The following is a 26,130-nucleotide window of genomic DNA, read 5'->3' as shown; positions in this document are numbered from 1 at the left end:
AATGGAATGGTATTGAAGGTGTGGATAGGCAAATGCCAGAAATAAGTCGCTTTCTCGGAATCGTGATTCGGATGTACATTCGAGAGCACTACCCAGCACATTTCCATGCTGAATATGGAGAGTATGAAATTACTGTTGATATTGAAACGGGGGTTGTTACAGGAAAGTTTCCAAGAAGAGCATTGAATGCGGTTCTCGATTGGTATGTACTGCATCAGGATGAGTTGAGGTCTAATTGGGCATCGGCAATGGAGAGAAAGCCATTGTCTAAAATTGAACCATTGGAGTAGTTGTTATGTTTCTTCACGTTGAAAAAGCAAAATACATCGACGATTACAAAATTTGGGTCTCTTTCAATGATGGAGCACAAGGTGAAGTTGATTTATTGCCTGAGTTGTACGGCGAAATTTTTGAGCCATTAAAAGAAGTGTCCTTTTTTAAGTCATTTACCCTAGAGGGGCATACTCTGTCATGGAGTAACGGGGCTGATTTTGCTCCAGAATTTTTGCGGGAGCAGCTTCCTTAAACTTCAATTTCAGGGTGTTTCCCTAAACGCGGGTATGCAAAAAAATTATGACGATCTATTTTATTGGAGCCGGTCCTGGTGATCCTGAGTTAATGACCCTCAAAGGGCAGCGGTTGGTGGATGGTGCTCCCTTGGTGCTGTTTGCCGGTTCTCTGATTCCGGAACAGAATTTAGAGGCTGCGCGCCAGCGTGGCGCGCAGGTGGTGGACAGTGCGCCGCTGAATCTGGATCAGCAGATTGTGCTGATGCAGCAGGCCGACCAGCAGGGGCAAGATGTGGCGCGTCTGCACAGCGGTGATCCCTCTATTTACGGTGCCATCGGTGAGCAGATTCGCCGTCTGCACGCCTTGCAGATTGAGTATGAAATTATTCCTGGAGTGACGGCGGCTTCCGCTTCGGCAGCGTGGTTGGGTAAAGAATTAACTCTTTCGGGGGTGTCGCAGACGGTGATCATGACCCGTTATGAGGGTAAAACGCCCTTTCCTGAACGGGAGAGGTTGCCGGAGTTAGCCCGTTCTGGCGCGACCTTGGTGATTCATCTGGGGGTGACGCGGATCCATAAAATCGTCGCCGATCTGCTGCCGCATTACGGCGAGGATTGCCCCGTGGCGGTCTGTTATCGCACCTCATGGCCGGATCAAGATCGGGTGGTGGGGACATTGAAAGACATTGTGGCCAAGGTACGGGCGAAAAAGTTTGTCCGTACCTCGTTGATCATCGTCGGAAAGGTGCTGGATGCTGAAGGTTTTGATGATTCCTATCTGTATCAAGAGGGGCAGGCGCACATTTATCGACGGCGGAAGGGGTGAATCTAAGCGGTCTTCGTCGGTTGTAGGACGGTACTTTAGTGTAGGTTTAGACTAATTTGTTATGTTCCAAGCCAGATGAAAATTAACATCCGGTGAAGCACCCACCTGAATGTCTTCTACCACTGCAATATCCAACCTCTGTTTAGCTGAAAAGTAGAGGCTGCCGCCCATCGCCAGTTGCACACTGGAACCTAAAAACGTGAGGTCGGTTTTGTTAAACAGGGCGCTGTGGCCATCCAGTTGTAAAGTAAATTCAAGCAGCGGTGAATAACGATAACTAAGGCCACTGGAGCCGAACCCGATCAAGCTGTTTTGCAGCTTCGGTAAAAAATGGCCCTGCTCAAGCCAAAGTAATCCGAGACTGTGTTGGCTGCGCCAGTGTGAATTCCATTGGTTGTTTTGGCTCCATTGCGAGCTGAGTGAAACGGTGTTGTTATTAAACAGAGCGCTTTGGTTGCTCGGCAGCTTTAACTCGAACCAGAGGGTGCTTTGGTGTTTGGGGGTCTGTTGTAACGGCGTGCCTACCGCCACCCTCAGATCTTGTACGCCGCTTTGAGCGGTGGTGATGTTCACGCTTTCAATGCCGCCGCGTTGATATAAAAGTTGAAATTGATCACGGGAATAAAAAGGACGAGCGCCCTGTGGAAAGCCGAACAGGTCGTGAAAATCGTCGATAAAAGCGTCCAACTGACCGGCGCTGAGGGTGAGGTAACGCAGGCTGAGGGCGAGGTTCCAGTGGGAATTTAGGCCGTAGTCAAAACGCAGCGTCGTTTGCTGGCTCTCGCTGTCGATCAGTAACTCTTCGAGGCGGTTGCGCTCAACATTGAGCGTGTTGCTCCAGTCGTGGCGCAGTTGCAGAGCGTGTTTACCCTGAGCCAGCAGTTGTGATGACGCAGGGGTGGGTAAAGCAACGCTCTGCAACAGCGGGTTTTGATTCACTGTAGCCAGCGGTTGACCCTGACCAAGCAGAGGCCAGCCGCTGAGCAATAGGCATAAGCTCAGCGGTATTGCCGATTGGAACGGGTGTTTAATCACCGATGGTCTGTTTGGGATTCCACGTCGGTACGGCAACTTCTTGCACTTCATCGCCGGGTTCTTGGACTTCATTGGCCAGTTTGATGCTGACGGTGTCTTCCATCACCCCTTGGCTGAACTGGCTCAGATCGTTGAGCAGCGCTTGACGGTCTTGGGGGTTCGTATCCACATCGGCGAGCAAAATGCCCATAATGGCGGCCAGATACTGGGCGCTGATGCCGGAGTTCTGGGCGCGAATATCCACGTCGATCAGCTGCTGTTTGATGCTCTCGACCAGAGTTTGAGAAAGTTTGAGTTGGCTCATAATATGATGTCTTGCTGTTGAATATTGGAAAGGCGCTACTGTAATGGCTCTGGCGCAAACAAGCAAAGCAGCTGAGGGTGAATCTGCCCCTTGAGCTGCAAGAGAGAGTCGGTATAGTACGCTTTAATTGACTTTTTTTGGGGAGAAAATAATGGCAGGTTCACTGCGAGATCAACTGTTGGGTGCCGGTTTGGTGAGCAAAGATCAGGCAAACCGTTCCAAAGCGAAAGCGCGTAAAAAAGCGGGACAGATGCGCAAACAGAAACAAGCAGGCAAAGAGACCGAAGTGGATCAAGCGGCGGCGCAGCGGACAAAAGCGATTGAGGCGAAAAAAGCCAAAGATATGGCGTTGAATCGTGAACGCGAATTAGTGAAGCAGAAAAAGGCGCTCAAAGCGCAGGTGCGGGATATTTTGCGTCGAGGGCGTAAAAATCGTGACAAAGCATCGCTGCTGTATAACTTTGTCTTGGGTAAAGTGATCAAGACGGTGGCGGTCAATGCCGAGCAGAACGATCAACTGGCGCGGGGTGTGTTGGCGATTGTGGTCTTTGATGATCGCCATCATGTGATCTCGCGCCAGACCGCTGACCGGCTGCTGGGGCTGGACAGCAAATTGAAGGTAGTGATGCAGAGCTGCGATGAAGAGCTGCCGGAAGAGGATGATCCTTATGCCGATTACCAAGTGCCTGATGATCTGAACTGGTAACGGCAATGCAAAACAGTTTTTATTGGCACGATTACGAGACCTTTGGCGTTGATCCCAAACGAGATCGGGCGGTGCAGTTTGCCGGAATTCGCACCGATGCTGAGTTGAACATCATCTCGGAGCCGTTGGTGATTTACAGCCGTCCGAGCAATGATTTTTTGCCCTCGCCGGAAGCGTGTCTGATTACCGGTATCACGCCGCAGTTGGCGCTGGAGAAGGGGCTGAGTGAGGCGGAGTTTATCAAACAAATTCACGCCGAACTGTCGCGAGCAAGCACCTGCGGGGTGGGCTACAACAGCCTGCGTTTTGATGACGAAGTGACTCGGTTTACCTTGTACCGTAATTTTTATGATCCCTACGCTCGTGAGTGGCAAAACGGCTGTTCTCGTTGGGACATCATCGACATGGTGCGCCTCTGTTACGCCTTGCGCCCTGAGGGAATCAATTGGCCGCTGCGTGACGATGGCACGGTCAGCTTTCGTTTGGAGGAGCTGAGTCGTGCTAACGGCATTGTTCACGAGGCGGCGCACGATGCGCTCTCCGATGTCTATGCCACTATTGGTTTGGCGAAGTTGATTCGTCAAAAACAGCCCAAACTGTACGATTACGTGCTGGAAAAACGCAATAAACAGTGTGTTGCGCGGTTATTAGATCTGCAACAAAAACCGATGTTGCTGCACACCTCGCGCATGTTTCCTGCCGCGTACGGGTGCAGCACCTTGGTGATGCCGTTGGCCAAACACCCTACGAATAATAATGGTGTGATTGTGTTTGATCTGCGCCAAGATCCTGCCGCCTTGTTAAGCCTTTCTGTGGAACAGATTCAGCAAAGGCTGTTTACCCGCCAAGATCAATTGCCAGAAGGGGTTGAGCGCATTGCGCTGAAAACCGTGCATTTGAATAAGTGTCCTGTGTTGTCGCCCAGCAGTGTGGTGCGAGACCCTGCCTTGCAACAGCGTCTCCAGCTTGATCTGGCGGCCTGTGAGGCGCATCGACAGCGGTTGTTGCACGCTGAGGGTTTGGCGCAGAAGATTCAGCAGGTACACACCGCGCCAGAGTATGAAGCTCGCCAAGGGGACGATGATCCTGAGTTGACGTTGTACGGCGGTGGTTTTTTGAGTCGCCAAGATCGTGCTCTGTCCGATCAACTGCGTGAGGTAGAACCGGAAGCGCTGGCTGATTTTGCCGATCGCTTTCAAGATGAGCGGTTGCCGGAGTTGTTGTTTCGTTACCGTGCTCGAAACTTCCCCCAGACTTTGAATGCTGAGGAGCAGACCGCTTGGCAGCAGCTACGACGGCAGCGTTTGGGTGATGTGAGTGACTATGTATCTGAGCTGGAGGGTTTGCTTCAGAGAGCGATCGATGAACGATCTAAGCGTATTTTAATCGCTTTGCTGGAGTACGTGCAGACGCTTTAATGTGTGCAGTGTGCTTCGAGGGCGGTCATTAATTCGCGGGCATTTTGAAAGCGTTCTTCGGGGTCTTTTTTCAGCAGCTTTTGGATGATCGGGTCTAGTGGGTCTCTGAGAAACGGTGGCATAACGCAGGTCTGTTGATAAAACAGCGCGGGCAGCGAGTCGGCTTGAAAGGGGCGCTGACCAGAGATCATTTCGTAGAGTACCACCCCGAGGCTGTAAAGATCGCTGCGCGCATCGGGTGTGCTGCCGCCGGAAATCTGTTCAGGACTGATGTAGTGGGGGGTGCCGTAGATTTCTCCTTGGCGGGTGAGACCGCTTTCCACATCCAACTGTTTGGCGATGCCAAAATCCACCAAAGCAATGCTGTCATCGGCGCGTAACATGACGTTTTCGGGTTTGATGTCGCGGTGGATAATGCCGTGTTTGTGGATGGCGTGCAGGGCTTTGATCATCTGGGTCAGGTAGCTGAGACGCTGGCCTTTTTTTAGCCCCTGACTTATTTTACTGCGCAGACTGCCGTTGGGAAAATACTCCATCGCAATGTAACAAAAATCGTCGTTAATGCCTTGTTTGTAGATGGTGGCGATGTGGGGTGTTTTAATAGTGGAGATGATGCGATGTTCTTCCAAAAAGCGCTCCAACATGTTCTGGTCGTTGTCGCGTTCGGGGTCGAGTACTTTTAGCACGACTTTTTTTTGTGTTTTATCCTCTTGGGCTAAGTAAACAATGGAGCTGGAACCGGAACCAAGGCGTTCTAAAATGGTGTAATCTGGAATCGCTTTGGGGTGCAAAAGCAGGGTGTGAGCGAGTACGGGGCTGGCTTCCAGAATTTGATCGGTTGACAGTTGTAAGGTGCTGGTGGTATTGAGATTTTGCCGCCGTTGCAAGGTGTCATCAATGCTGTTTTTTAGGACTTCGACGGTGATGCCTTTTTTGGGTAGGTAATCGTCGATGCCGGTGCGCATGGCTTTGACGGCAATCAGTTCATTGCCTTCGCCGGTAAACATGATGGTGGGCGGAAAGCCTTTGAGTGCGGAAAATTCTTCATACCACTCTAACCCGTTGTATTTTCCAAGGTTGTAGTCGAGCAGTAATATGTCGTAATCGTCCCACGGAAAATCGTGATCGGGTTTTTCTTTAAGCAGTGGGTCGTATTCGTCTATGACCATGTCGGGCAGGCAGGTTTTCAGCATCTGTCGAATCAGAATGCGAAAGTGGGCTGCATCGTCGATAATGAGTGCTTTTTTAGCCATACAAAGAAGTGGCTCCGCAGCAGAAAGGTGAATTTGGTGTGTCTGAATGGGCATGATGTCTCACGGTGTTCACAAGCCGTCTTGGAAGGATAGCATAGTGTTGATAATGGTTCGTATTATTGCTTTTTGTCTTCTATATTTCTATGGGGGGGTGAAGTAATTATTGGCAAGGGATTGCTAAGAATAAAAGCAATAATTGGGGCAACTTAGCGAATTTTTAGTATTTTAAGGATTGAAATGAGTGGGTTAGCGTTCTTTGTTATCGTATTGATGCTGTTGCTTGCTGTTGGGGGAGTGGTTGCTTGGAATCTGCGGGGCAAGGTCAGACAACTTCAAGACGTCTTGACTGTGGCTAAAAAAGAGGCTGAGGTTGCGCTGCAAAATAAGAACAAGATGGAGGCTTTGTTGGAGCAGGCTCGGTTAGAACTGGTGCGGGTTTCTTCAGCCATTCAGCCGAATGTTGAGCCGTCTGCTGTGGGTTCTGATGCCAAAAGTGTGGATGATCTGGGGCTGCACATTTTGGTGGCGGAAGATAATTTGGTGAACCAACAGGTGGTGGCTTTGATGCTGGAGCAGTTGGGTTACGCCGATGACCGTGTGGATCTGGTGGCGAACGGGGTGGAGGTTCTGAATGCGGTGGAGAGCACCGTTTATGATTTGATTTTTATGGATTTGCAGATGCCGATGATGGGCGGAGAGGAGGCGACTCGGAAAATCATTAGTCGTTATCCTGTGGGGTCACGTCCTCGTATTGTGGCCATGACCGCCAACGCTTTAAAAGGGGATCGTGAGCGCTGTTTGTCGTTGGGTATGGACGGTTATTTAAGCAAACCGATTTCTTTATCGAAGTTGTCCGTGGTGTTGGAGCAGACGCCGTATCGCAGCGGTGTGGGAATGCCCGTTTGTGGGGCGGTGGATGTGGCTGCACTGGAGGCACTGCGTGCGGATATGGTTGATGGTGCTTTGGTATTGGTTGAGCTACTGAATAATTTCTTTAGCGAATCAAAACAGTTGTTGTCCTCTCTTCATCAGGCTCAGGAGAAGGGGGATTATGAAAAAATGGGTCATGCGGTGCATACCTTGAAGTCGAGCAGCTTGAGTTTGGGAGCCAATGATTTTTCTGAGCGGTGTCGTATTTTGGAGCAGCAGATACGTCAGAATAAAGTGGTGGAGTTGCAGATGCAAATTGAGGCGATTGATGTTGAGTACCGGCGGGTTTGTGAGGATTTTAATACCTTGTTAGGTTATTATGAACAGGAATAGGTAACTTCAAAGGTCTTACACTTTATTCATGGCAAATTTTAAAACCCATGTGCTGGTGGCGGCAGCCGTCAGTGGTTCGGCTACCGTTGTGGCACTTTCCAGCGGTTTGCTTTCTGCTCAGGTACTGCCCGCTTATTTTCTCTTGGGAACGATGGCGGGTTTGTTGCCAGATATTGACTCCGATAACTCGGTACCGATTCGACTTTTTTTTAATTTGATGGCGGTTTCAGCGGCATTTGCTACCTTATTTAGTGTGGTGGATCGTTACAGTATTGTGGAGTTATTGCTGCTGTGGGGCGGTGTTTATTTCTTGGTGCGTTACACGGTTTTTGAGCTTTTTATTCGCCTTACGGTGCATCGAGGGGTGTTTCACAGTGTGTTAGCCGCTTGTTTTTTTGCTTTGTTGTTCACCTGTGTAGCCGATTATTGGTTGCATCGCAGCGAGGTGGAATCTTGGTTGGCGGGGGCGTTTGTTTTTATGGGTTATTTGGTTCATCTCTCTTTGGATGAGTTGTACAGTGTCGATTTGACCAACATTCGTCTTAAGCGCTCTTTTGGTACGGCACTGAAATTGGTCAGTCTTAAATACATCAAAGAGACCGTTGTATTGTTTTTGTTAACCTTGATGCTTTTTTCAGCAGCGCCCAGTGGTGATTTTTTTCTGCAAACCACTTGGAATGGTGAGCTTTATCAGAGCATTGTTAATAAATTATGGCCCGATGGGCGTTGGTTTTCTGGGCTTTGGCCGACGCATTCGTAAGGCTAAAAATATTTGGCGTCCTTGAGTAGCTCATGCAGTACCGTGATCACTTCATTACCAAAATGTTCAAAATTCAAACCGATGGCATCCTTGCTGGTGTGTACCACCCGTGCCCGCACAGCCTGTTCCTGCGGGTAGTGGTTGGTACGGGTATCAAAATAGAGGGTGATGAGCTGGTTGTCGCACAGCGGACATTGAGGTGGGTTGATATTAATGCCGGTCAGACTCAAGTCTCGAACGGCAACTTTTTGCAGTGTTGTCTCTGTAGGGGCTACAAAGACGTTTAAATCAATGGTTTTACGGCGTTGATGTCGCCGCTCGGTGCTCTTGACCATGAACGTTTTTACTCCGTATCATTCCCATTATTGGGTCATGATGATCCTTAATGTGAATTTAATGATTAAAAATGGGTGTAATTATGAATTTCCCTCATATTAAACAGGTTAACATTGGGAAAGCAATTTTTAAGCCCAACAATTTAGGGTTTTTTAGGCGTTTATCCCTGATAATAGGGTTAAAAAAATGATTCATTTTAGTGGAAAATGTTGTTTTAAGTCTCTAAGTTGTTAATGGACGGTTGTAATCAGATGTTTAATATTCCTAACTCACTCAGCGCTCTGCGTCTTTTACTGGCACCGGTGATGCTCTATTTTGCTTGGCGTGGTTCGGCTCAGCCTTTTATCGTTTTATTGGGAGTGGCGTTATTGAGCGATCTTTTAGATGGTTTTTTAGCGCGTTTATTAAATCAAGTGACCGAGTTTGGTGCTCGCCTGGACAGTTGGGGTGATTTTGCTACCTACTGGGTGATGACCATAGGAGTTTGGTTGTTGTGGCCGGAAGTGATTGAGCGAGAAGCCTTTTTTATTACTGTGATCGGTGTTAGCTATTTTTTACCCCGTTTGGTTGGGGTGGTGAAATTTCAGCGGTTTATTTTGAGCTATCACACTTGGGGGGCTAAAGCGTCTGCGGCTTTGATTAGCAGCAGTGTGTTTGTGATGGTGGCTTTTGAGGTGGTGTGGCCGTTTCATCTGGCGGTGGTGTTTTTTGTTTTGGCTGAATTGGAAGAGGCGGCGATTACGCTGGTTTTGCGCTCGTGGCGCAGTGATATCGCCAGCTTGTGGCATCTGCGTAGAGAAGGTGAGGGTTAGTCTTTTAGCGATCTAAAAGCTGTGTGCTATGCTCAGTAGGGGTTAGTTGTTAAAGACCTGTCACCATTATCTTATCTTCAAGGAGTCTGTTATGGCTGAAATGCAGGCAACACGCGCATTGTTAAAAGAGGTTGCTCCACGTCTACTGGCACAAAAAAATGTGCTGGCAACGGGGGTGGGTTACAAGGTTGTTAATGGTCAGGTGAGTTCGGAGTTTTCGCTGGTCTGTTCAGTAGAACGTAAGCTCAGTAAGAGCGACCTCTCTGCAAAAGATCAAATTCCCGCAGAGATGAATGGCGTGCAGACCGATGTGGTGCAAAGTGGTCGTTTTCGTGCGTTGGCGTTGCCAACTGAGCGTTTTCGACCGGCTCCTGGGGGTGTCAGTGTCGGTCATTATGAAATTACCGCTGGTACGTTTGGTTGTTTGGTTCGGCGGGGCAGTGAGTTGTTTATGCTCTCCAATAATCATGTGTTGGCCAACAGCAATGCGGCACAAGTGGGTGACGCTATTTTGCAGCCCGGTCCGATTGACGGCGGTACGTTGAACAACGATCAGATCGCTATATTGGAGGACTTTATCCCCATTGTCTTTCCAGGCGGTGGCAGCAGTTGTAAGCTGGCCAATGCGGCAGGAGCTGTGTTTAATGTGACCTCGGGTTTGCTGGGCAGTCATGCACGGATGCAGGTGATTACCACTCGTGCGGTGGATAATTTGGTGGATGCGGCCATTGCTCGACCTTTGAATCCAGACGATGTGACGGCGGATATTTTTCAGATCGGTGCTATTAATGGCACCGCTGAGGGTGTGTTGGGCATGGCGGTGCAAAAAAGCGGCCGTACCACGGGGCACACGCAGGATGTGATTAAGCAAATTGATGTGACGGTGAATGTGCAATACGGTTCGCAAACCGCGACCTTTAGCGATCAACTTTTGGCCGGCCCGATGAGTCAAGGTGGTGACAGCGGTTCAGCGATTTTAAGCGATCAAAAAGAGCTGGTGGGCTTGCTGTTTGCAGGCAGTGGCAGCAGTACGATTATGAATCGGATTCAAAATGTCTTCACTCTGTTAAATCTCTCGCTGTAAGTGTCTCCATGTCACTTTGGTTTTTTGATTCGGAGCCGCCCATGAGTATTGCTGCTGCAAAACAGAAACATCAACAGAGGTTGCTTTCCATACTGGGAGTAGCTTCTGTTGGTATTGGCCTGCATCAGCAGCAAGAGGTGATTGTGATTGGCATCCAACAGGATTCTGAAGAGCTGCGCCAGCAGTTGCCCTTGGAGTTGGAGGGTTTTCTCGTGTTGATTGAGGTGATCGGAACCCCACGGGCTTTTTAGTTTTTCAGTTCAATCAGTGATGTACTTCACCGCCTCTTTGGTCGCTCTACTCTACAATCTCCAGTTTCTATTCTGTAAATCAAAGGGCGCGATAATGAAAAAAAGAGTCTTGGGGATGATGTTAATGGTGGCCAGTGGGGCGTTGTTTGCTGAGGACTTTGTGGCCGTGTTTAACGATTTGGATGAAAATCGGGACGGTTATCTCTCTGTCGATGAGGCGCGTGAAAATCGTACTTTGGATCGAGTGTTTCGAGATTATGACAGTGATATTGATAATCGCATGAGTCTGGATGAGTATATGAATTATCTGAATGCGGAAGGTTTAAAGGATTGAGTCAAGTGAAGGAAGCGCAAGGCTCCCTTCTTGAAGGCTTAACTTAACGTCGTTTGTGCAGCTCTGCCATCAGGGCTGGGGCGAGGAAAAAATCGGCCAGCAGCGCCATAATGATGGTGAAGCCGGTCAACAGGCCGAAGTTAAACAGATTGCTTAAATCGGAAAACATGTAGAGGAAAAAGCCACTGGCCAGCACCAAGGTGGTGACCAGCATGGCTCGACCTGCGCCTAACAGAGTCTGCGTTACTGCCGTTTGCACATCGGTATCCCCTTGGTGGTAGCGACGGTAGTTGTGCATAAAGTGAATGGTGTCGTCCACCGCCAAACCAATGGCAATCGAGCCAATCAAAATCGTAAACAGATCCATCGGCAGATCAAACCAGCCCATCAGGCCGAGGGTTAAGATAATCGGTGTCAGATTTGGGATCATGCTGATCAAGCCCAGTTTTACATCACCAATTAACAGAATCATCATCAGGGTTATCACTGCAAACGCGATTAAATAACTTTCCGTCATACTGACGATGGTGGCGTGCATGGTGCGTCCGAGCAGGGCGGTGAGGCCGGTAATGGTGATGTTAACGTCATCACCAAAGGCGCTTTGGAAGCGTTGGCGTAGATCGTCGAGAAAATCACCGTAGAGTACGCTGTCTACCCACGGCATTTTGGCGGTCAATCGCGCTTTGCTGAATTGTGAGTCAACAAAATCTTCCAGATCATCAGAGCCGCTGTTTTCAAACAGCAGCAGTTCTTGGGCGATCAGTTGGCGATCTTCGGGGATACGGTACGCGCTCTGTTGATTCTCGTTTAAGGCACGGTTGGTCTCTTTCAGGATGTCCGCCAGTGAGGAGGTTTTACCGATAAACAGCTCGCCTTGATCAATTTGCTCCAGTTCTTTGCCAAGTCGTTCTAAGCTTGCCATCCGTTGAGGATCATAGAGGCCGTTCTCTTCTTGGGTATCGACGATGATTTCAACCGAGCTGGCACCGCGCATTTCAGTGTTTAGAAAGTCCGTTGCTTGACGAATGGGGTCTTCTTTGGGAAACCATTCATAGGGTTTGTGTGAGAAGCGCATCTGCGCCGCACCAAGCAGGCCGATGGTAATCAGGGTGGCGCTGATGATCAGCACCAGACGGGAGCGTTGCACGGAAAAGTGAGCAATGCCGGTTAAGAGTTGATCCATGCGCTGGTGACGTTGTTGCGAGGAGCTGCTTTTTTTGGCTTTGATCGGCAGCAGTGCCAACAGCGCAGGCAGCAGAGTTAAGCTGAAGAGCAGCGAGACCAGAACGCCCAAAGAGGCAATGATGCCTAGATCACTGATGGGAGCCACTTCCGCACCAGAAAATGAGGCTAAACCGGCGGCGGTGGTGAGAGAAGTCATGGCGATGGGCAGCCCTGAATGTCCCAGCGTATCGGCAATGGCCTGGGCTTTTTGTTGTCGTGCTGCTGTTTTGTCTTGCGCTGGGGATTGATCGTGGTGATATTGCAGACGGCGGAAAAAGATCGATAAGACGTGTACTGATGCACCGACACCAACGGCCAACAGGAACGAAGGCATAATCTGGGTGGGCAGTTTAAAGGGAATCTGCAACAGCGCCATCAGACCCAGTGTGGAGCCGAGGGACAAAAAAACCGTCAACATCGGCAGCACGACGCCAGAGATGCGGCGAAACAGCAGCAGGAGAATCAGGGCGATGGTTAAAAAAGCCAAACCCATAAAGCGTTTCATATTGCTTTGCATGTCTCGCTTGAGATCGTTACTGACCACCGGTGAACCGGCCAGATAGATTTTAAAATCATCACCTTGATAGCGGTTGCTGATCTCGCGAACGGCGTTGACCAATTCGCTGTTTTCAGCGTCGGTGAGAAACGCTCGTTCTTGCTCGGTGTCACTGGCTTCATCGTCAAAACCAGCCAGAAGATCCATTTGATCTTCGCCTTCATCGCTGTAGGCGTTGGTTTTGAGGGCGATGGCGGTGATGTCGCCTTTTTCGGAGAGCAGAAAATTCTTGTAGGTTTGGCTCTGCATGGCGCGCTGTTTGATGGCGTTCAACTGCGCCGTGTTTTGTGGCCAATTTTCGAGCAGATCTTCCACGATGAGGGTGTTGTTTTCGCCGCGTGTATTGCGGGCGTTGATCAGGCTGGTGATGTCGTCAAGATGAGGCACGCCCTCTTTTAGTTCGTCGTGCAGCCGTTTGAGCTTTTTCAAAAAAGGCTGCTGGAACAGATCTCCCTTGCTTTGGATGGCGATAAAGATCATTTCATCGCGGCCAAATTGATCCCGAAAGGTGTTGTAGTCGAGCAATACGGGGTCTTCGGCGTGTAAAAAACCTTCAGTGGAGGTGTCCATCGTCAGGCGGGGCAGCTGTGAAAGCAGGCTGGCGGTCAAGGCCAATAGGATAAAAAGGGTTTTCCAGCGGTGCAGGGCGATGAGATGGCCAAGGCTTTCAAAGCCGTGTTCGATTTGTTGTCGAAACGTGTTGTTCATGAAGTTTCTCCGCGTGCTGAGGGCTGACTCAGTGAGGTTAAAATATGTCCGTAGATCTCTTCAGCGGCCTGCTGTTGAGTGATGAAGTATTCGGGGTGATGCTCATCTGGATGCTGCTCGGCGCTGCGTTGGCGCAGGGGTTGGTTGCTGGCGTAGATGCTTAAACCTCCGATGACCATCATGTGGATAATAAAGGGGTTGGTGGGTCGAAAATCACCGCTTTCAACGCCTTGTTGCAGCAGCAGACGCAGGCTATCAACGATTCGTCCCATATGGCTGAGTGCCAAATCAGGAATGGTTTTACCGCCAGCGGCCAATTCGCGTAACATAATGGGGGCAAATTGTTGACAGGTGTCGGCCAATGTCATGACGTACTGTTTGAGTTTTTCTTCTGGCGAGTTGTTGTTTGCAGCGCCATTTTCGATGGCGTCTGCGGCATCACGCAGGATAAAATCAAGCACCGCTGCGTAGAGTGCGGCTTTATCGCCGATGCGATAATAGAGGGTGGCTTTATTGACTCCAGCGGCTTCGGCAATTTGATCTACCCGTGCGCCCTCAAAGCCTTTTTCTTTAAAGGCTTCGGTGGCCGCAAGAAGAATGGCGTGTTGGCGTTGATCTTTTTTTTGTGGCATTTAACTAACCAGTTGGTTAAGATGAGCGCCAAGTATCCAAAATCGTCTGGGCTTTGTCAAGTTACGGATGATTCATTTAAAATAGAAAAGAGAGGGTTTAGCCATGTGTAAACTGTGTTGGAGTTTGGTTTTGTTGTTGGCGCTGCTGAGCGGTGGTCTGATTTATAAATTTATCTTATCGGGCAGTGTGTTGGAGGCCAGCGATGGCCGTGCTGCGATTCAGCTGACTCAAGCTGAAAAAGATCTGGTGCTGTCTGAGATGCGGACGTTTTTGAGCAGTGTGCAGAAGATCATCACGGCGGTCAGTCAAGATGATATGGCGGCAGCGGCCAAAGCGGCGCGTACAGTGGGTATGGGGGCACAACAAGGGGCTCCTGGTGGCTTGATGGGTAAGTTGCCCTTGAGCTTTAAAAAGTTGGGTTTTGATACCCACAGAAAGTTTGATCAACTGGCTCTGGATGCAGAGCAGTTGGGTGACGGTTCGCACACCTTGAAACAGTTGGCTGAATTGACTCAAAACTGTGTTGCGTGTCATGAGATGTACCGTTTGGATTTGGAGCAGCAATAGCACGTTTTATAAAACATTGTGTGATTGATGCAAAGGGTGTGTTCTTTGGAGCACGCTCTTTTTTTTTGCTTTGAATTGGAGTTTCGCATGAAGCGCACTGTGGATAACACATCGCCTGCCATTGTTTGGCAGCAAGAAGAACTGAAACTGCTCGATCAACGTCAGTTGCCTCAACTGGTGGTTTATCTTCAGCTGGATGATGTGGCTGCCGTCGCTGATGCGATTCGGCAGATGGTGGTGCGCGGTGCGCCTGCCATTGGAATCACCGCCGCTTACGGAGTGGTGATTGCGGCTCGTCAGCGTTATGCAGAAAACCCGCACAATTGGCAAACTGAGATTCAGCGAGATTTACAGCTTTTGGCTAACTCTCGCCCGACAGCGGTTAATCTTTTTTGGGCGTTGCAGCGGATGAAATCGGTGTTGTTGAACTTGGAGGGCGACCCCTTTGCCGCGTTGCAGGCAGAAGCCATCCTGATTCATCAAGAAGACATTGCCGCTAATCAAAAAATGGCGAGTTTGGGTGCGGATCTGTTGGGTGCTGATTCGTCGGTGTTGACTCACTGCAATGCCGGTGCGTTGGCAACCGGTGGGGTGGGAACGGCATTGGGAGTGATTCGAGCCGGATTTGCCAGTGGCAAAATAGATCAGGTGTTTGCCGATGAAACGCGCCCGTGGTTGCAAGGTTCCCGTTTGACCGCTTGGGAATTGCTGCAAGAACAGATTCCGGTGACGCTGCTCTGTGAGGGTGCGGCGGCGCGTTTGATGCAGCAGGGCAAAATTGGCTGGGTGATTGTGGGTTCGGATCGCATCGCGGCCAACGGCGATGTGGCGAATAAGATCGGTACGCTTGAGTTTGGCGGTGTTGGCGCGGCATTTTGGGGTGAAGATGATGGTGGTGGCACCGAGCAGCACGGTGGATATGCAGCTTGCCTCAGGTGACTTGATCCCCATTGAGCAGCGCGGTGCTGATGAGTTGTTGGAGCTGGAGGGAAAGCGCATTGCGGCTGAGGGCGCACAGGCTTGGACACCGGCCTTTGATGTAACCCCAGCGGAATTGGTGGATTACATCGTTACGGAACGGGGGGTAGTGGCGCGACCCAGCTTGGTAAAGATGCGAGGTTTGATGACGCGGTAAGAGCAAATTTTAAGTTGCCTCTTGAAACGGTCGCAAAAAGCCCCATTAAAGGTAGGACGATATTTTGACCACTTTAGGAGCTTTGCCAAAAAATGAGTACCGCAACCCCTGCCAAAGAGACCCATAAGTTTCAGACCGAGGTGAACCAACTGTTGAAGTTGATGATTCACTCGCTTTACTCCAATCAAGAGATTTTTCTGCGTGAGCTGATCTCTAACGCCTCCGATGCCTGTGACAAGCTGCGTTTTGAAGCGCTGACGGACGGGGCGTTGATGGAAAGCGATTCGGAACTGAAGATTCGCATTGCTTTTGACAAAGAGGCCAATACGGTCACTTTAAGCGACAACGGCATCGGCATGAGCCGCGACGAAGTGATCGCCAACATCGGCACCATTGCCAACTCAGGTACGCAGAAATTTTTGGAATCCCTCAGTGGTGATCAAGCCAAAGACGCCAATATGATCGGCCAATTTGGGGTTGGTTTCTACTCCGCTTTTGTGGTGGCGGATCGGGTCACCTTGACCACTCGCCGTGCAGGCACAACAGAGGCGGTCTGCTGGGACTCCACCGGCAATGGTGAATACACCTTAGAGGCTGTGGAGCGCGACAGTCGTGGCACCGAAGTGGTGCTGCATCTACGCGAAGAGAGCAGTGAATTTGCTGACGGTTGGCGTTTGCGTTCGATCATTAAAAAGTACTCCGATCACATTACGTTCCCAGTGGTGATGCTTTCTGAGCCTGCGCTCGCTGCGGAAGGTGAAGAAGCAGAAGAGCCAAAAGACGAAACCATCAATGACGCTTCTGCTCTTTGGACGCGGAGTAAAAATGAGATCAGTGATGACGAGTACAAGGCGTTTTACAAACACGTCAGTCACGATTTTGAAGAGCCGTTGTTGTGGAGTCACAGCCGCGTTGAAGGCAAGTTGGAGTACACCTCTCTGCTTTACATTCCTTCCAAAGCGCCGTTTGATCTGTGGGAGCGGGACACCACCAACGGCATCAAGTTGTTTGTGCAGCGCGTTTTCATTATGGACGATGCGGATAAATTGATGCCGCGTTATTTGCGTTTTGTGCGCGGGCTGGTGGATTCCAGTGATCTGCCGCTGAACGTCTCGCGTGAGATTTTACAGAGCAACAAAGTGATCGACAGCATCCGCACCGGTTCGGTGAAAAAGGTGTTGGGAATGTTGAAAAAAACCGCCAAAAAAGAGCCTGAGTTGTACCAGAGTTTCTGGGATCAATTTGGTCAGGTGATCAAAGAAGGCCCGGGGGAAGATTTTGCCAACCGTGAAGAGATTGCTTCTCTGTTGCGTTTCTCCTCAACCAAAGACGATGCAGAAAAACAGAGCGTCAGTCTGGATGCCTACATTGAGCGGATGAAAGAGGGTCAAGAGAAGGTCTACTACATCACTGCCGACAGTTTTGCCGCTGCGAAAAACAGCCCTCATCTGGAGCTGCTGCGCAAAAAAGAGATCGAAGTGCTGTTGATGTCCGACCGTGTGGATGAGTGGATGATGTCCTTCATTCAAGAGTACGCGGGTAAAAAATTGGTCTCGGTGGCCAAGGGCGCTCTGGATCTGGATGAGATTGAAACCCCAGCGGATAAGGAGGTTCAAGAAGCGACGGAAGAGCGCGCCAAGGATTTGTTGGAACGCATTACAACGGCGCTGGGCGATCAAGTGGAAGAGGTTAAGGTCTCCCACCGTTTGACCACCTCGCCCTCTTGTTTGGTGCTGAAAGAGCAGGACATGGCGCTGCACATGCAGCAGTTGATGAAGCAGGCGGGACACGATCTGCCCGACAGCAAACCGACGCTGGAGATCAACCCAACTCATCCGGTGTTGGAACGGATGAACTCTGAAAGTGATGAGGCGCAGTTTGGTGAGTGGGCTTCTCTGTTGCTGGATCAGGCGGTGTTGGCGGAAGGCGGCAGCTTGAAAGACCCTGCTGGTTTTGTGCAGCGTTTGAACGGCATGTTGATGACCTTGAGCAAATCCTAGACGGATCTGTAGGGGCGAAACATCTTTCGCCCTGATTTAGGATTGATTTAGGATTGATTCAAAGGGGCGAAAACTCTTTCGCCCCTACTTTTTGTGTCTGTTGTTTTATCCATTTTTCTACTTGGTTGGCGGACATCGGTCTGGCAATGTAATAGCCTTGCACTCGATCACAACCGGCTTTTTTGAGTTTGTCTAATACCCAGGGGTCTTCTACCCCTTCTGCCACCACTTTCAAGCCAAATTTGTGCGCCAGATAGATGCTTGAATGCACGGTCAAAGCGTCGTTGTCACTGCTTTGCATCCCTAAAATAAAGGATTTGTCGATTTTTAGTTCGTTCACTGGGAGCTGTTGTAGATAAGAGAGGGAGGAGTAGCCGGTGCCAAAGTCGTCGATGGAGAGTTGCACCCCCAGTTCATCGAGGTCATCTAAAATTTGCCGAGCGCGGGGGGAGCTGTCCATGAGGATGTTTTCTGTCAACTCCAAAATCAACTGTTTTCCTGCCAGCTCTTGAATGGCCAATTGGGTGCGAATGAAGGCGGCTAGATTTTCATTTTGCAGGCTGTGAGAAGTTAGATTGACCGCTACTTTTAGCTCTAGGCCACTTTTTTTCCATTGGCCACACTGCTCAATGGCGCTGCCCAGCACCCATGAGGTGAGGGGGATGATCAGCGCGTTTTGCTCTGCTAGGGGGAGAAAATCGCTCGGTTCCATCAAACCCAAGCGGGGATGTGGCCAGCGAATAAGGGCTTCCATCACCGTGTGTTGGCCGCTGCTGAGGTTTTGTTGTGGTTGGAACAACAGCTCTAAACTTTGCGACTCAATCGCCTCGCGCAGCTCGTTAATGAGCTGGTGGCGTTCGTTGTCATCGGGATTTTGTTTGGGGTCGTAGAGTTTGTAACCGAGTTGATTGTGTTTGGCTTCGTACATCGCCACATCGGCGCATTGCAGCAGTTTATCCAGTTGATCGCCGTTGTGGGGGGCGCTGGTGATGCCCATGCTGATGCCGATGGTGAGGCTGTGATCTTCCAATTGCATTGGTTTTTGCAGTTTTTGTTGCAGGTGTTTGGCGACCTCTTCGGCTTGTCTGCCATGGGTGTCGGGCAGCAGCAGGGCAAATTCATCACCACCCAGACGCGCCAAGGTGTCGATGGAACGAAGGTGCTGGTGCAGACGTTGAGAGACCTGTTGCAGCAGCAGGTCGCCGATGTGGTGGCCTAGGGTGTCGTTGACCTCTTTGAATTTATTCAGATCCATTTGGATTAGGCTGAAGGGGGTTTTGTTGCGTTGGTAGGCGCGCAGCGCTTGTTGGCAACGATCCATAAACAGGCTGCGGTTGGGCAGGCCGGTTAGGGCATCGTGTTGCGCTTGATGAGAGTTTTTGACTAACTCGCTGATCTCTTGTACCAGCAGCACCAAAGCGCCGTCAGGCAGCGGCAGGTAGCGGATTTTAAAGATGCGCTGTTGCGAATGGCGATCCATGCATTCCAATTGATGGTGGGTGTGAGGGTGGTCAAGAAATTGATCGAGGCCACCACATTCTTGAACAAATTCGTGCATTCGTTGGGTGAGAATTTGGCCTTCCTCCGGTTGTTCACACAAAATAAGCCCGATATCCAACGCTTCGGTAGCCGCTTGCAAGACATGAAACTGTTTGGCTTTTTTTTCTACTTCATAACGGTTTTGATCGTGAATGCGGCTCTGAATGACTTGTTGCATTAGGTGTTCAAAGTTCTCCTCTAATCGAACCATCTCATCCTTTTTGTTGCTAGCAGGCGCGTCCATGTAGAGGTGGTGCTGACAAAACAGCAGGGTGTTTTTATTCAACAGACGTAGGCGAAATGAGTAGTAGAGCACCATCAAGAGAAAAACGGTGATAAAGGTGGAGGCGGCAATAAGGCGTTGCTGCCGCTCCAGTTTGGTGACATTGTGATTTAGCTCTACCAAGCGGGTTTTTGCCAATAAGGTGGAAAAACGCAGTTTGAGTTCCGAGTTGCCGTAGTCAAAGAAACTTTTACCGCTGATCAGATGGGTTTTCTCCAGCGAGTGCAGGGAGGTGTGAGCAGGAATGGTTTCAGGCGCGCTGCTGGTGAAGATTCGTTGTTCGCCAGCCTGTTCGCTGAACAGAGCAGTGATGACCTCACGGCTTCTTAAATCCCGTTGTGAATGTTGTAAAAACTGGCTGTCTAGCGGCGTGAGCAGCATGATTCTGCCCAATAGATGACCTTTTGAATCATGGGTGTTTTTCAGGTTTAGCAGATAGGGTTGCTCTTCCAGAACCGTAAAATAACCGCCTTCGGCTTGTTGTAAAAGGTTGGGTTCGGGGTTGATTAAGGGGGGCGGTAACGGCTTTTTTCTGAGCTTGTAGAGTTCGCGCAGTTGATTTTTGTCAAACAGTAAGATGTGGCTGGGGTGAACTAGGCCGCGCCAACTGGATATTTTGGGTAGCCAAGCCGGAGGGCGGCGGTGGGTTTGAATTTTTTCGTCGCTGGGCGATGAGGCGAGAGATTTAAGGTGCTGTTTGAGATTTAGATTGAGCGCAAAAAGGTCGGTGAGTTGTTGATGACGTTTGAGGTAGTGGTCAAATTGGTTGCGAGCGGTTTGCAGTTCTTTATCCAGCTGTTGTTCCAGACTGTGTTCTAAAATGATTTGTAGACGGGGTGCTTGTTGCCACTCCAGTAGTTGCCAAGTAAACAAACCCAGCGCGGCGGTCAGCAGGGTTGCTTTGATCCAGATAGGAAGAGAGACTCGCCATCTGGGGTGTTGCTTGGAAGATATGTTTTGTTTGTTGTCCATCCCTGGCCTTCTGTTAATGTCTGCTGTGGGGTGGCGGTGGAGCGGAAATCAGCTCATCGCCGTTAAATTGCCAGCCCGCTTGGCGTAATTTACTCGGGGTTAACAGATTTTTTTCAATCGTTTGTGATTCCAGCTGCTGGATCAGGTAGGCAACCAATTTATCGGCCAAGGGGTTGTGGGCTGTACCTTGCCAAGTGGTAATGCTGTAGGTTCGATAGAGTGGGTAACGACCTGATGCCAAGGCTTGCAGATCATGGGGACTGCTGTTGTTGACGTTGAGTATTTTGACTTTCTCTGAACCTTGGTAACGCTGAACCATGTCGAGGGTTTCGTAGCCTATGGCACCGGGCGTTTGATGGGTGTGGGTAATGACATCGGGAATGGCACCCATATCCATCGCCATCGGGCTAAAGAAGTTTTCATCTTCCAATAGCAGTTTCCAATGCCCTGGGCGTTTTTTGCAGTGCAGGCGGGTGATGGCTTGGACGTTGCGGGCATCGGTGATCTTAGGCAGTTCATTCCAGCTTTCTATTTCACCGCTGAAGAGTTTTTGTGCCTGTTCAAAGCTGACGTTGTCAGTGGGGTTGTCGGGGTGGGTGATCATGGCCAAAGCGGCAATGCCAAGGGTATGAAAACGCAATCCAGGTAGGCGGTCTCCAGCGCCAGGTGGACAACAGAAGCCGCCAATGTCGGCCTGTTTTCGGGAGAGCAAACCCGCAGAAATGCCACAGGTGCCGTCGCTGACGGAAATGTTGAGCTGATGTTGTTGGGCAAATTGTTGGATGAGTTTTTTTAGAGCGGGGTACTGCTGTTGGTCGAGGCTGACCAGCAGATCCACATCGCTGGGTACGTCCTTTTTATACTGAATGCCTTGCTTGATCCACTGGGCTGATTTGTTGTTATTGATCGGGCTGTGGTCAAAATGGTGTTGCGCGGGTGCGCTGTTGGCAAGGCCGGTGAGCAGCAGCAGGGTGAAGCAGGCGTGTTTTAGCATGATGGTTTCCGATAAAGGGATCTGTTTTAGCGACCTGTGTTGCAAACACTTGATTAACAGTTGTACATCAAATTTTTTATTAAGGCCAGTAAATCACCGGATTATTAGGCACAAGAGCGAGAGTGGAAGGGGCTGTTTTGTTGTTTGATCCAGGCGGGAATTTGGGTGGCGGGCATTGGTTTGGCGATAAAATAACCTTGTAGGCGGTTGCAGCCCGCTTCGTGCAACATCTGCCAAACCTGTTGGTTTTCAATGCCTTCAGCGACCACTTCTAGGCCCAAGTTGTGTGCCAGATCAATGGTGGAGCGGACGATCACTTCATCGCCGCTGTTTTGGTGCATATTGGTGACAAAGGATTGGTCGATTTTCAGTTCATTGACGGGCAACTGTTGCAGATAGGCCAAAGAGGAGTAGCCGGTGCCATAATCATCAATGGCCAATTGCACTCCTAAATTGTCCAGTTTGGTGAGAAGGCTGCGGGCTTTGTTGGGGTTGTCCATTAGGCTGCTTTCGGTCAGCTCCAAAGTTAATTGCCGACCTTCAACGTGGTGGTTGTTGAGCAATTGGGTAATGTAGGGCAGCAGTTCGTCGTCTTGAAAACTGTGGGCGGAGAGATTGACGGAGACGGTCATAGGCAGGTTTTGTTGGTTCCACTGCTCACACTGTTGAATGGCTTTTTTCAGTACCATTTTTCCTAAGGGGATCATCAGCGAATTTTGTTCGGCCAGAGTTAAAAAACGCGCCGGTGACAGCAGGCCGTGGCGAGGGTGTTGCCAGCGCAGCAGGGCTTCAACGACGGAGGTTTTTCCGCTTTGGCAATCGTGTTGCGGTTGAAAATAGAGTTCCAACTGTTCGGCTTCAATGGCTTCGCTTAATTCATTGATCAATTGCAGCCGTTCTTCGCTGTTGGGGTCTTTGCTGGGGTCGTAAATGCAATACCCCATTTGCGAGCGTTTGGCGGCGTACATGGCCACATCGGCACGTTGCATTAGGATATGGGTTTTTTTACCGTGATCGGGGCAGGTGACGATGCCGATGCTGGTGCTGATGGAGAGGCTGTGCTGATTGAGGATAAAGGACTTTTTGAGCTGTTGTTGCAGCAGTTCGGCCACTTGCTTGGCCTGTTGTGCGTCGGTGTTGGGCAGCAACAAGGCGAATTCATCGCCGCCGAGGCGCGCCAGAGTGTCGTTGCTGCGCAGACGGCTGCTGAGTCGTTGGCTGACCTGTTGCAGCAGTTGGTCGCCGATGTGATGCCCCAGTGTGTCATTGACCGCTTTGAAACGATCCAGATCCATCATCATCAATGAAAACGGGTGTTGAGGCTGTTTGTGGCAGTCGTTCATTGTTTGCTGACAGCGCTGCATAAACAGGCTGCGATTGGGCAGGCCGGTGAGGCTGTCGTGTTGGGCTTGGTGTTCGAGCATCGCCATGCTTTCCACCAGTTCGGTCTCTTCTTGTACCAATAAAACGCGCTCTTGCTCGTTGGCCAGCGACAACCAGCGCAGCTTAAAAATACGCTGTTGCAGGTGTTGATCAAGGCATTCTATTTGTTGGTGTTGCTCGGCCTGTTGCAGAAAAAAGGCGATGCCACCGCAGTCTTCGGCAAAGCGTTTCATCTGTTGGGTGATGGCGTAGCCTTCACCCTCTACATCGCCGGTGAGAATGACACCGACACCGAGGGATTCGGTGGCCGTTTGCAGGATTTCAAATTGTTTTATTTTTTTCTCAATGGAATGACGTTTTTGCAGTTTTTGTTGGTTTTTGAGCACCTGTTGGATTAACTGTTCCAACCCTTTTTCCAGTTGCATCATCTCATCTCGATGTGGCTTGTCCGTTGGTTTCAGGCCGAGATGTTGTTGAGAAAAGTTGAGCGCTCGCTGATTTAAGCGTTTGAGACGAGTGGCGTAGTAGAGCATTAGGCCGATAAACGCGCCGATAAAACAGAGAGAAGCGATCAACAACTGTTTTTGTGTCAGTTGGATAAGGTTGGTGTTGAGGGCGTTGATCTGGTCTTTGCTCAAAAGGGTGGAAAAACGCAGTTTTAGATCAGAGGAGCCGTAATCGAAAAAGGTTTTTCCCGTGATCATAAATTGCGTTTGTGCTTCATTGAGCTGAGTATTTAAGGGCAGTTGAACGGGGTCACTGCTGGCAAAAACCGTCTGCTGTTGAAAGCCGCTGAGCAGCGCGATAATCGCTTTTCGGCCGTGAAAATCGTGTTGCGAGTGACGTAAAAACGAGCTGTCTAGGGGGGCTAGAAGCAGTAAATAGGCAACGGTGTGTTGCTTGTTTTTAATTGCCGACAAGGTTAGCAGATAGGGTTTGTCACTCAAGGTGGTGAGGTAATTTTGGTCTTTTGCTAATTGCAATAATTCTGCGTTGGGTTGTTGCAGTTCGCTGGGCAGGGCTTGTTTGCGCAGCTGATAAATTTCGCGCAACCGGTGTTGTGCGTCGAGCAGCACAATGTGGCTGGGGTGGATCAGGCCGTGCCAGCTGGAGCTGTGTTGCAACCAAGGGGGTGGGCGAGGGCTGCTGGAGACTGAGCCACTGGGCAACAACTTGCTGCTGTACTGGATCAGCGTTTGTTGTCTGGCCAGCAGTTGCACGATTTTGGGGTACTGTTTTAGGTAGCGGTCAAATTGACTGCGAGAGGTGCTGTTTTCGATTTGCAGTTGCTGTTTGAGTTCGTTATGCAGAATCTGTTGCAGTGCGGGTTCTTGCAGCAGCGCCAGCAGTTGCCAGACCAAGGCACCGAGCATCAGACCAAACAACGCCATTTTTGCCGACAAGGGGAGGGACGTCGGATGGCGTTTAGGGTGCTGAAGAGGCTCTGTTTTTGAGTGACGTGAATTTGACATTGTAGGTGTGTCGATAGTTTGATCGGCTTAAAAAAAGAATTTCAAGCAGGATTTGTACCGATTTTTAGTTGCGTTGTTGCTGGTTTTGATCTTTTGTGCCAATAAACAGGAACTTTTTCGGAGAATCGTCTGCAAGGCGACAGTATGCCGCAAAAGTCCGTTGCAGCGTAGCAGCAATCGTCGTACAAATACCTTGTTCACCTTTTATCTGTAAATTACTACCTTCGTTGGGCAAGGGGCATCCATTGATATTGCGTTCTGTGCTTGTGCTGAGTTTTGTGCTGAGTGCGTGTGAGCAAACGGTACAAGAAGCTCCGCTTGCTGTTGGCTTGGAGAATGGTTCGGTTGCTACTGCTGTGAGTGTTCCCGCTGGAGTTGAGGTTGCTGCCTTGCCCAATGCGCTGCCGAAATTAAACGCACTGCATTACGTTTTACCCGAATCGGCGGTGGACAGTGCTGATTTGCCCAATGTGGTGTTGCAGCCTGCGTCGGGGGTTGATCCACTGCCCTATTATGAAATCGGCCGTGATACCTATTTGCTGTTTGGTAATGTGGGCAGCCTCAACAGTAAAAATCGCGGGTTTAACAGCAACGCCGGTTTTGTCGTGACTTCCGAAGGGGTGGTGCTGATCGACGCCTTGGGTACGCCGATGCTGGGGCGGCGTTTGATTGCCACGGTGGCAGCGGTGACGGATCTGCCCATTACTCATCTTATTTTGACCTCATTGGAGCCGAGCCACAGTTTGGGCAGTTCGGCCATTGCGCAGTTGCCTGGGGTCACGGTGATTGCGGCAGCTTCAGCGTTGCCAGCGCTGAGTTACAGCGATGTTCTGTTGGCTGAGCGGCGTCAATTGTTGCCAGAGGACATGCAGGGGGGTGCAGTCGGTTGCGCTTTCCCGAGGCATTGTCACACCTCGGTACGGTTATGAGACTGTGCAGGTGGGTGAACACAGTTTTGAAATCTATGCGTTGGATGAGGTTTATGCGGGCGGTGGTTTGCTGCTGCATCAAGTGGATGACGACATTCTTTGGTTGTCCGATGTGGCTTCGAACGAAGTGGTGCCGGATCTGTTGCGGGGCAACCTTGATCTGCGTCGTCAAACATTGGATTGGCTGCAAGAGCAGTTTGCCGAGGTGGAGTTGATGGTGCCTGGCCACGGCAGCGCGCAAAGTTCACCCTTTGTAATGTTAGAGCAAAATTTACGTTACCTCGACAGTCTTCAAAACGCGGTGATGCGTGCTTATTCTGTGGGCTTGAATTTGGCTGAAACTCTGGCTCAGGTGAGCTTGCCTGCGTGGCGTGAGTGGCACCTTTACGATCAATATCATCAGGCCAATGTGACGGCGTTTTATCAAAACTTGGAGCAGAGTCGGGATCAGACAACGACTCAGTAGTGTGAGCGGTGCGTATTAAGTCGGTCATTGGGGGTTTTTTGCAGCGAAGCAATGGTTGCAGGCATCTGTAGATGAAAGCCTCTGTTTTTTAAGTTAGCGAGCAGTTCTTTGGGGTCGGTACGGCCAAGTTTGCGTTCAGAAGTGAGTTCAAATTCCAGTACGTATTCCAGAGTTCCCATAGAGTTGAGAAGGGCCTCGGGTAGGCTTGAAAAGCCCTCTTTCTCGTTTAGATAGAGGTACATATCTGTTTTTTTGAGCGATTTATAGACAAAACATTGCATTGTAATTACCTTCATTTTTTAGCGTGACACATTATAGAGCGAAATTTTCACCCTTGGCGGAGCTTTTCTATTATTCTTCGGTCTCAACGAACGGTAT

26 protein-coding genes and 1 pseudogene are annotated in these 26,130 nt (G+C 50.1%); 16 read left to right on the top strand and 11 right to left on the bottom strand.

All coding sequences use genetic code 11. The features are described from left to right. Positions 1-32: 32 nt before the first annotated feature. From Q9O24_01385 to cobM, 3 genes are read left to right on the top strand one after another with little or no spacing between them, the layout of a single operon-like run. A complete protein-coding gene (locus Q9O24_01385; protein ID MDQ7073824.1) occupies positions 33-290 on the top strand; it encodes a DUF4160 domain-containing protein in 258 nt (85 codons plus the stop codon). Between the two features lie 5 nt (positions 291-295). Beyond that, complete coding sequence (locus tag Q9O24_01380; protein ID MDQ7073823.1) at positions 296-526, top strand: DUF2442 domain-containing protein; 231 nt, start codon at positions 296-298, stop codon at positions 524-526. Positions 527-573: 47 nt separating this feature from the next. Further along, positions 574-1,335 carry a precorrin-4 C(11)-methyltransferase gene (gene cobM / locus Q9O24_01375; GenBank protein MDQ7073822.1) on the top strand — a complete coding sequence of 254 codons (762 nt, stop codon included), beginning with the start codon at positions 574-576 and terminating at the stop codon, positions 1,333-1,335. A 51-nt stretch (positions 1,336-1,386) separates the two neighbouring features. On the opposite strand, the gene Q9O24_01370 is transcribed toward cobM, so the two are convergent. Both Q9O24_01370 and Q9O24_01365 read right to left on the bottom strand, forming a co-directional pair. Continuing rightward, positions 1,387-2,370: a DUF3187 family protein gene (locus Q9O24_01370; GenBank protein MDQ7073821.1), complete on the bottom strand. Its 984-nt coding sequence runs from the start codon at positions 2,368-2,370 to the stop codon at positions 1,387-1,389. Further along, entirely contained in the window at positions 2,363-2,674 is a 312-nt protein-coding gene (locus tag Q9O24_01365) for a hypothetical protein (protein ID MDQ7073820.1), read from the bottom strand. The genes Q9O24_01370 and Q9O24_01365 overlap by 8 nt, the downstream gene beginning before the upstream one ends. 151 nt (positions 2,675-2,825) lie before the next feature. On the opposite strand from Q9O24_01365, the gene Q9O24_01360 reads away from it, so the two are divergent. Further along, complete coding sequence (locus Q9O24_01360; protein ID MDQ7073819.1) at positions 2,826-3,380, top strand: DUF2058 domain-containing protein; 555 nt, start codon at positions 2,826-2,828, stop codon at positions 3,378-3,380. A gap of 5 nt (positions 3,381-3,385) precedes the next feature. After that, positions 3,386-4,798, top strand: a complete 1,413-nt coding sequence (gene sbcB, locus Q9O24_01355; GenBank protein ID MDQ7073818.1) for an exodeoxyribonuclease I — start codon at positions 3,386-3,388, stop codon at positions 4,796-4,798. Here sbcB and Q9O24_01350 read toward each other — a convergent pair. Continuing rightward, on the bottom strand, positions 4,795-6,051 hold the full coding sequence (locus Q9O24_01350) for a protein kinase (GenBank protein ID MDQ7073817.1): 1,257 nt from the start codon (positions 6,049-6,051) through the stop codon (positions 4,795-4,797). The two genes, sbcB and Q9O24_01350, sit on opposite strands and share 4 nt — an antisense overlap. Before the next feature lie 237 nt (positions 6,052-6,288). Here Q9O24_01350 and Q9O24_01345 point away from each other — a divergent pair, with 237 nt between their 5' ends. Together Q9O24_01345 and Q9O24_01340 are read left to right on the top strand one after the other, a co-directional pair. After that, the gene (locus Q9O24_01345; GenBank protein MDQ7073816.1) at positions 6,289-7,314 is read left to right on the top strand and encodes a response regulator; all 1,026 of its coding nucleotides are present in this window, start codon (positions 6,289-6,291) and stop codon (positions 7,312-7,314) included. Between the two features lie 28 nt (positions 7,315-7,342). After that, the gene (locus Q9O24_01340) at positions 7,343-8,074 is read left to right on the top strand and encodes a metal-dependent hydrolase (protein MDQ7073815.1); all 732 of its coding nucleotides are present in this window, start codon (positions 7,343-7,345) and stop codon (positions 8,072-8,074) included. Between the two features lie 2 nt (positions 8,075-8,076). Here the strand turns inward: Q9O24_01340 and Q9O24_01335 are convergent, their stop codons facing one another. Next, positions 8,077-8,409: a PilZ domain-containing protein gene (locus Q9O24_01335; protein ID MDQ7073814.1), complete on the bottom strand. Its 333-nt coding sequence runs from the start codon at positions 8,407-8,409 to the stop codon at positions 8,077-8,079. A gap of 234 nt (positions 8,410-8,643) precedes the next feature. Here Q9O24_01335 and Q9O24_01330 point away from each other — a divergent pair, with 234 nt between their 5' ends. The 4 genes from Q9O24_01330 (at position 8,644) to Q9O24_01315 (ending at position 10,891) form a co-directional block, all read left to right on the top strand. Beyond that, a complete protein-coding gene (locus Q9O24_01330; GenBank protein ID MDQ7073813.1) occupies positions 8,644-9,222 on the top strand; it encodes a CDP-alcohol phosphatidyltransferase family protein in 579 nt (192 codons plus the stop codon). A gap of 91 nt (positions 9,223-9,313) precedes the next feature. Then, positions 9,314-10,306, top strand: coding sequence for a hypothetical protein (locus Q9O24_01325; protein ID MDQ7073812.1), 993 nt, complete (start codon positions 9,314-9,316; stop codon positions 10,304-10,306). A 41-nt stretch (positions 10,307-10,347) separates the two neighbouring features. After that, positions 10,348-10,557, top strand: coding sequence for a hypothetical protein (locus Q9O24_01320; GenBank protein ID MDQ7073811.1), 210 nt, complete (start codon positions 10,348-10,350; stop codon positions 10,555-10,557). Between the two features lie 94 nt (positions 10,558-10,651). Next, positions 10,652-10,891, top strand: coding sequence for an EF-hand domain-containing protein (locus Q9O24_01315; protein ID MDQ7073810.1), 240 nt, complete (start codon positions 10,652-10,654; stop codon positions 10,889-10,891). Positions 10,892-10,934: 43 nt separating this feature from the next. Here Q9O24_01315 and Q9O24_01310 read toward each other — a convergent pair whose 3' ends face one another. Together Q9O24_01310 and Q9O24_01305 are read right to left on the bottom strand one after the other, a co-directional pair. After that, positions 10,935-13,379, bottom strand: coding sequence for an efflux RND transporter permease subunit (locus Q9O24_01310; protein MDQ7073809.1), 2,445 nt, complete (start codon positions 13,377-13,379; stop codon positions 10,935-10,937). Further along, positions 13,376-14,011 (bottom strand): TetR/AcrR family transcriptional regulator, encoded by a 636-nt coding sequence (locus Q9O24_01305; protein MDQ7073808.1) that lies wholly within the window; start codon positions 14,009-14,011, stop codon positions 13,376-13,378. The genes Q9O24_01310 and Q9O24_01305 overlap by 4 nt, the downstream gene beginning before the upstream one ends. Positions 14,012-14,114: 103 nt before the next feature. Between Q9O24_01305 and Q9O24_01300 the strand changes: the two genes are divergently transcribed. From Q9O24_01300 to htpG, 3 genes and pseudogenes are all read left to right on the top strand, one after another. Then, positions 14,115-14,579 carry a hypothetical protein gene (locus Q9O24_01300; protein MDQ7073807.1) on the top strand — a complete coding sequence of 155 codons (465 nt, stop codon included), beginning with the start codon at positions 14,115-14,117 and terminating at the stop codon, positions 14,577-14,579. 87 nt (positions 14,580-14,666) lie between these two features. Continuing rightward, positions 14,667-15,714: pseudogene (gene mtnA / locus Q9O24_01295) on the top strand (S-methyl-5-thioribose-1-phosphate isomerase). Positions 15,715-15,806: 92 nt separating this feature from the next. After that, positions 15,807-17,714 (top strand): molecular chaperone HtpG, encoded by a 1,908-nt coding sequence (htpG, locus tag Q9O24_01290; protein ID MDQ7073806.1) that lies wholly within the window; start codon positions 15,807-15,809, stop codon positions 17,712-17,714. A gap of 58 nt (positions 17,715-17,772) precedes the next feature. Here htpG and Q9O24_01285 read toward each other — a convergent pair whose 3' ends face one another. From Q9O24_01285 to Q9O24_01270, 4 genes are all read right to left on the bottom strand, one after another. Next, the gene (locus Q9O24_01285; protein MDQ7073805.1) at positions 17,773-20,508 is read right to left on the bottom strand and encodes an EAL domain-containing protein; all 2,736 of its coding nucleotides are present in this window, start codon (positions 20,506-20,508) and stop codon (positions 17,773-17,775) included. Positions 20,509-20,521: 13 nt separating this feature from the next. Then, complete coding sequence (locus Q9O24_01280; protein MDQ7073804.1) at positions 20,522-21,502, bottom strand: substrate-binding domain-containing protein; 981 nt, start codon at positions 21,500-21,502, stop codon at positions 20,522-20,524. Positions 21,503-21,606: 104 nt separating this feature from the next. Then, positions 21,607-24,357 carry an EAL domain-containing protein gene (locus Q9O24_01275; protein MDQ7073803.1) on the bottom strand — a complete coding sequence of 917 codons (2,751 nt, stop codon included), beginning with the start codon at positions 24,355-24,357 and terminating at the stop codon, positions 21,607-21,609. A gap of 64 nt (positions 24,358-24,421) precedes the next feature. Beyond that, entirely contained in the window at positions 24,422-24,592 is a 171-nt protein-coding gene (locus tag Q9O24_01270) for a hypothetical protein (GenBank protein MDQ7073802.1), read from the bottom strand. 10 nt (positions 24,593-24,602) lie between these two features. Here Q9O24_01270 and Q9O24_01265 point away from each other — a divergent pair, with 10 nt between their 5' ends. Together Q9O24_01265 and Q9O24_01260 are read left to right on the top strand one after the other, a co-directional pair. Then, a complete protein-coding gene (locus Q9O24_01265) occupies positions 24,603-25,286 on the top strand; it encodes an MBL fold metallo-hydrolase (protein ID MDQ7073801.1) in 684 nt (227 codons plus the stop codon). Then, positions 25,234-25,752, top strand: a complete 519-nt coding sequence (locus Q9O24_01260; protein ID MDQ7073800.1) for a hypothetical protein — start codon at positions 25,234-25,236, stop codon at positions 25,750-25,752. The genes Q9O24_01265 and Q9O24_01260 overlap by 53 nt, the downstream gene beginning before the upstream one ends. On the opposite strand, the gene Q9O24_01255 is transcribed toward Q9O24_01260, so the two are convergent. Continuing rightward, positions 25,746-26,033, bottom strand: coding sequence for a YcgL domain-containing protein (locus Q9O24_01255; protein MDQ7073799.1), 288 nt, complete (start codon positions 26,031-26,033; stop codon positions 25,746-25,748). The two genes, Q9O24_01260 and Q9O24_01255, sit on opposite strands and share 7 nt — an antisense overlap. Positions 26,034-26,130 lie beyond the last annotated feature (97 nt).

This window comes from Gammaproteobacteria bacterium (assembly GCA_030949385.1).
Taxonomy (GTDB): domain Bacteria; phylum Pseudomonadota; class Gammaproteobacteria; order JAUZRS01; family JAUZRS01; genus JAUZRS01.
Note: the sequence above shows the minus strand (reverse complement) of the source record. Positions and strands in the feature narration are given on the sequence as shown.

Bases quoted from the DNA above. Each gene is read 5' to 3' on its own strand.
- Q9O24_01285 (MDQ7073805.1), bottom strand. From the start codon at position 20,508: ATGGACAACAAACAAAACATATCTTCCAAGCAACACCCCAGATGGCGA.
- cobM (MDQ7073822.1), top strand. From the start codon at position 574: ATGACGATCTATTTTATTGGAGCCGGTCCTGGTGATCCTGAGTTAATG.
- Q9O24_01380 (MDQ7073823.1), top strand. From the start codon at position 296: ATGTTTCTTCACGTTGAAAAAGCAAAATACATCGACGATTACAAAATT.
- Q9O24_01310 (MDQ7073809.1), bottom strand. From the start codon at position 13,379: ATGAACAACACGTTTCGACAACAAATCGAACACGGCTTTGAAAGCCTT.
- Q9O24_01340 (MDQ7073815.1), top strand. From the start codon at position 7,343: ATGGCAAATTTTAAAACCCATGTGCTGGTGGCGGCAGCCGTCAGTGGT.
- Q9O24_01315 (MDQ7073810.1), top strand. From the start codon at position 10,652: ATGAAAAAAAGAGTCTTGGGGATGATGTTAATGGTGGCCAGTGGGGCG.
- Q9O24_01335 (MDQ7073814.1), bottom strand. From the start codon at position 8,409: ATGGTCAAGAGCACCGAGCGGCGACATCAACGCCGTAAAACCATTGAT.
- Q9O24_01255 (MDQ7073799.1), bottom strand. From the start codon at position 26,033: ATGCAATGTTTTGTCTATAAATCGCTCAAAAAAACAGATATGTACCTC.
- Q9O24_01330 (MDQ7073813.1), top strand. From the start codon at position 8,644: ATGGACGGTTGTAATCAGATGTTTAATATTCCTAACTCACTCAGCGCT.
- Q9O24_01275 (MDQ7073803.1), bottom strand. From the start codon at position 24,357: ATGTCAAATTCACGTCACTCAAAAACAGAGCCTCTTCAGCACCCTAAA.
- Q9O24_01305 (MDQ7073808.1), bottom strand. From the start codon at position 14,011: ATGCCACAAAAAAAAGATCAACGCCAACACGCCATTCTTCTTGCGGCC.
- Q9O24_01385 (MDQ7073824.1), top strand. From the start codon at position 33: ATGCCAGAAATAAGTCGCTTTCTCGGAATCGTGATTCGGATGTACATT.
- Q9O24_01320 (MDQ7073811.1), top strand. From the start codon at position 10,348: ATGAGTATTGCTGCTGCAAAACAGAAACATCAACAGAGGTTGCTTTCC.
- Q9O24_01360 (MDQ7073819.1), top strand. From the start codon at position 2,826: ATGGCAGGTTCACTGCGAGATCAACTGTTGGGTGCCGGTTTGGTGAGC.
- htpG (MDQ7073806.1), top strand. From the start codon at position 15,807: ATGAGTACCGCAACCCCTGCCAAAGAGACCCATAAGTTTCAGACCGAG.
- Q9O24_01345 (MDQ7073816.1), top strand. From the start codon at position 6,289: ATGAGTGGGTTAGCGTTCTTTGTTATCGTATTGATGCTGTTGCTTGCT.
- Q9O24_01325 (MDQ7073812.1), top strand. From the start codon at position 9,314: ATGGCTGAAATGCAGGCAACACGCGCATTGTTAAAAGAGGTTGCTCCA.
- Q9O24_01365 (MDQ7073820.1), bottom strand. From the start codon at position 2,674: ATGAGCCAACTCAAACTTTCTCAAACTCTGGTCGAGAGCATCAAACAG.
- Q9O24_01300 (MDQ7073807.1), top strand. From the start codon at position 14,115: ATGTGTAAACTGTGTTGGAGTTTGGTTTTGTTGTTGGCGCTGCTGAGC.
- Q9O24_01350 (MDQ7073817.1), bottom strand. From the start codon at position 6,051: ATGGCTAAAAAAGCACTCATTATCGACGATGCAGCCCACTTTCGCATT.
- Q9O24_01280 (MDQ7073804.1), bottom strand. From the start codon at position 21,502: ATGCTAAAACACGCCTGCTTCACCCTGCTGCTGCTCACCGGCCTTGCC.
- sbcB (MDQ7073818.1), top strand. From the start codon at position 3,386: ATGCAAAACAGTTTTTATTGGCACGATTACGAGACCTTTGGCGTTGAT.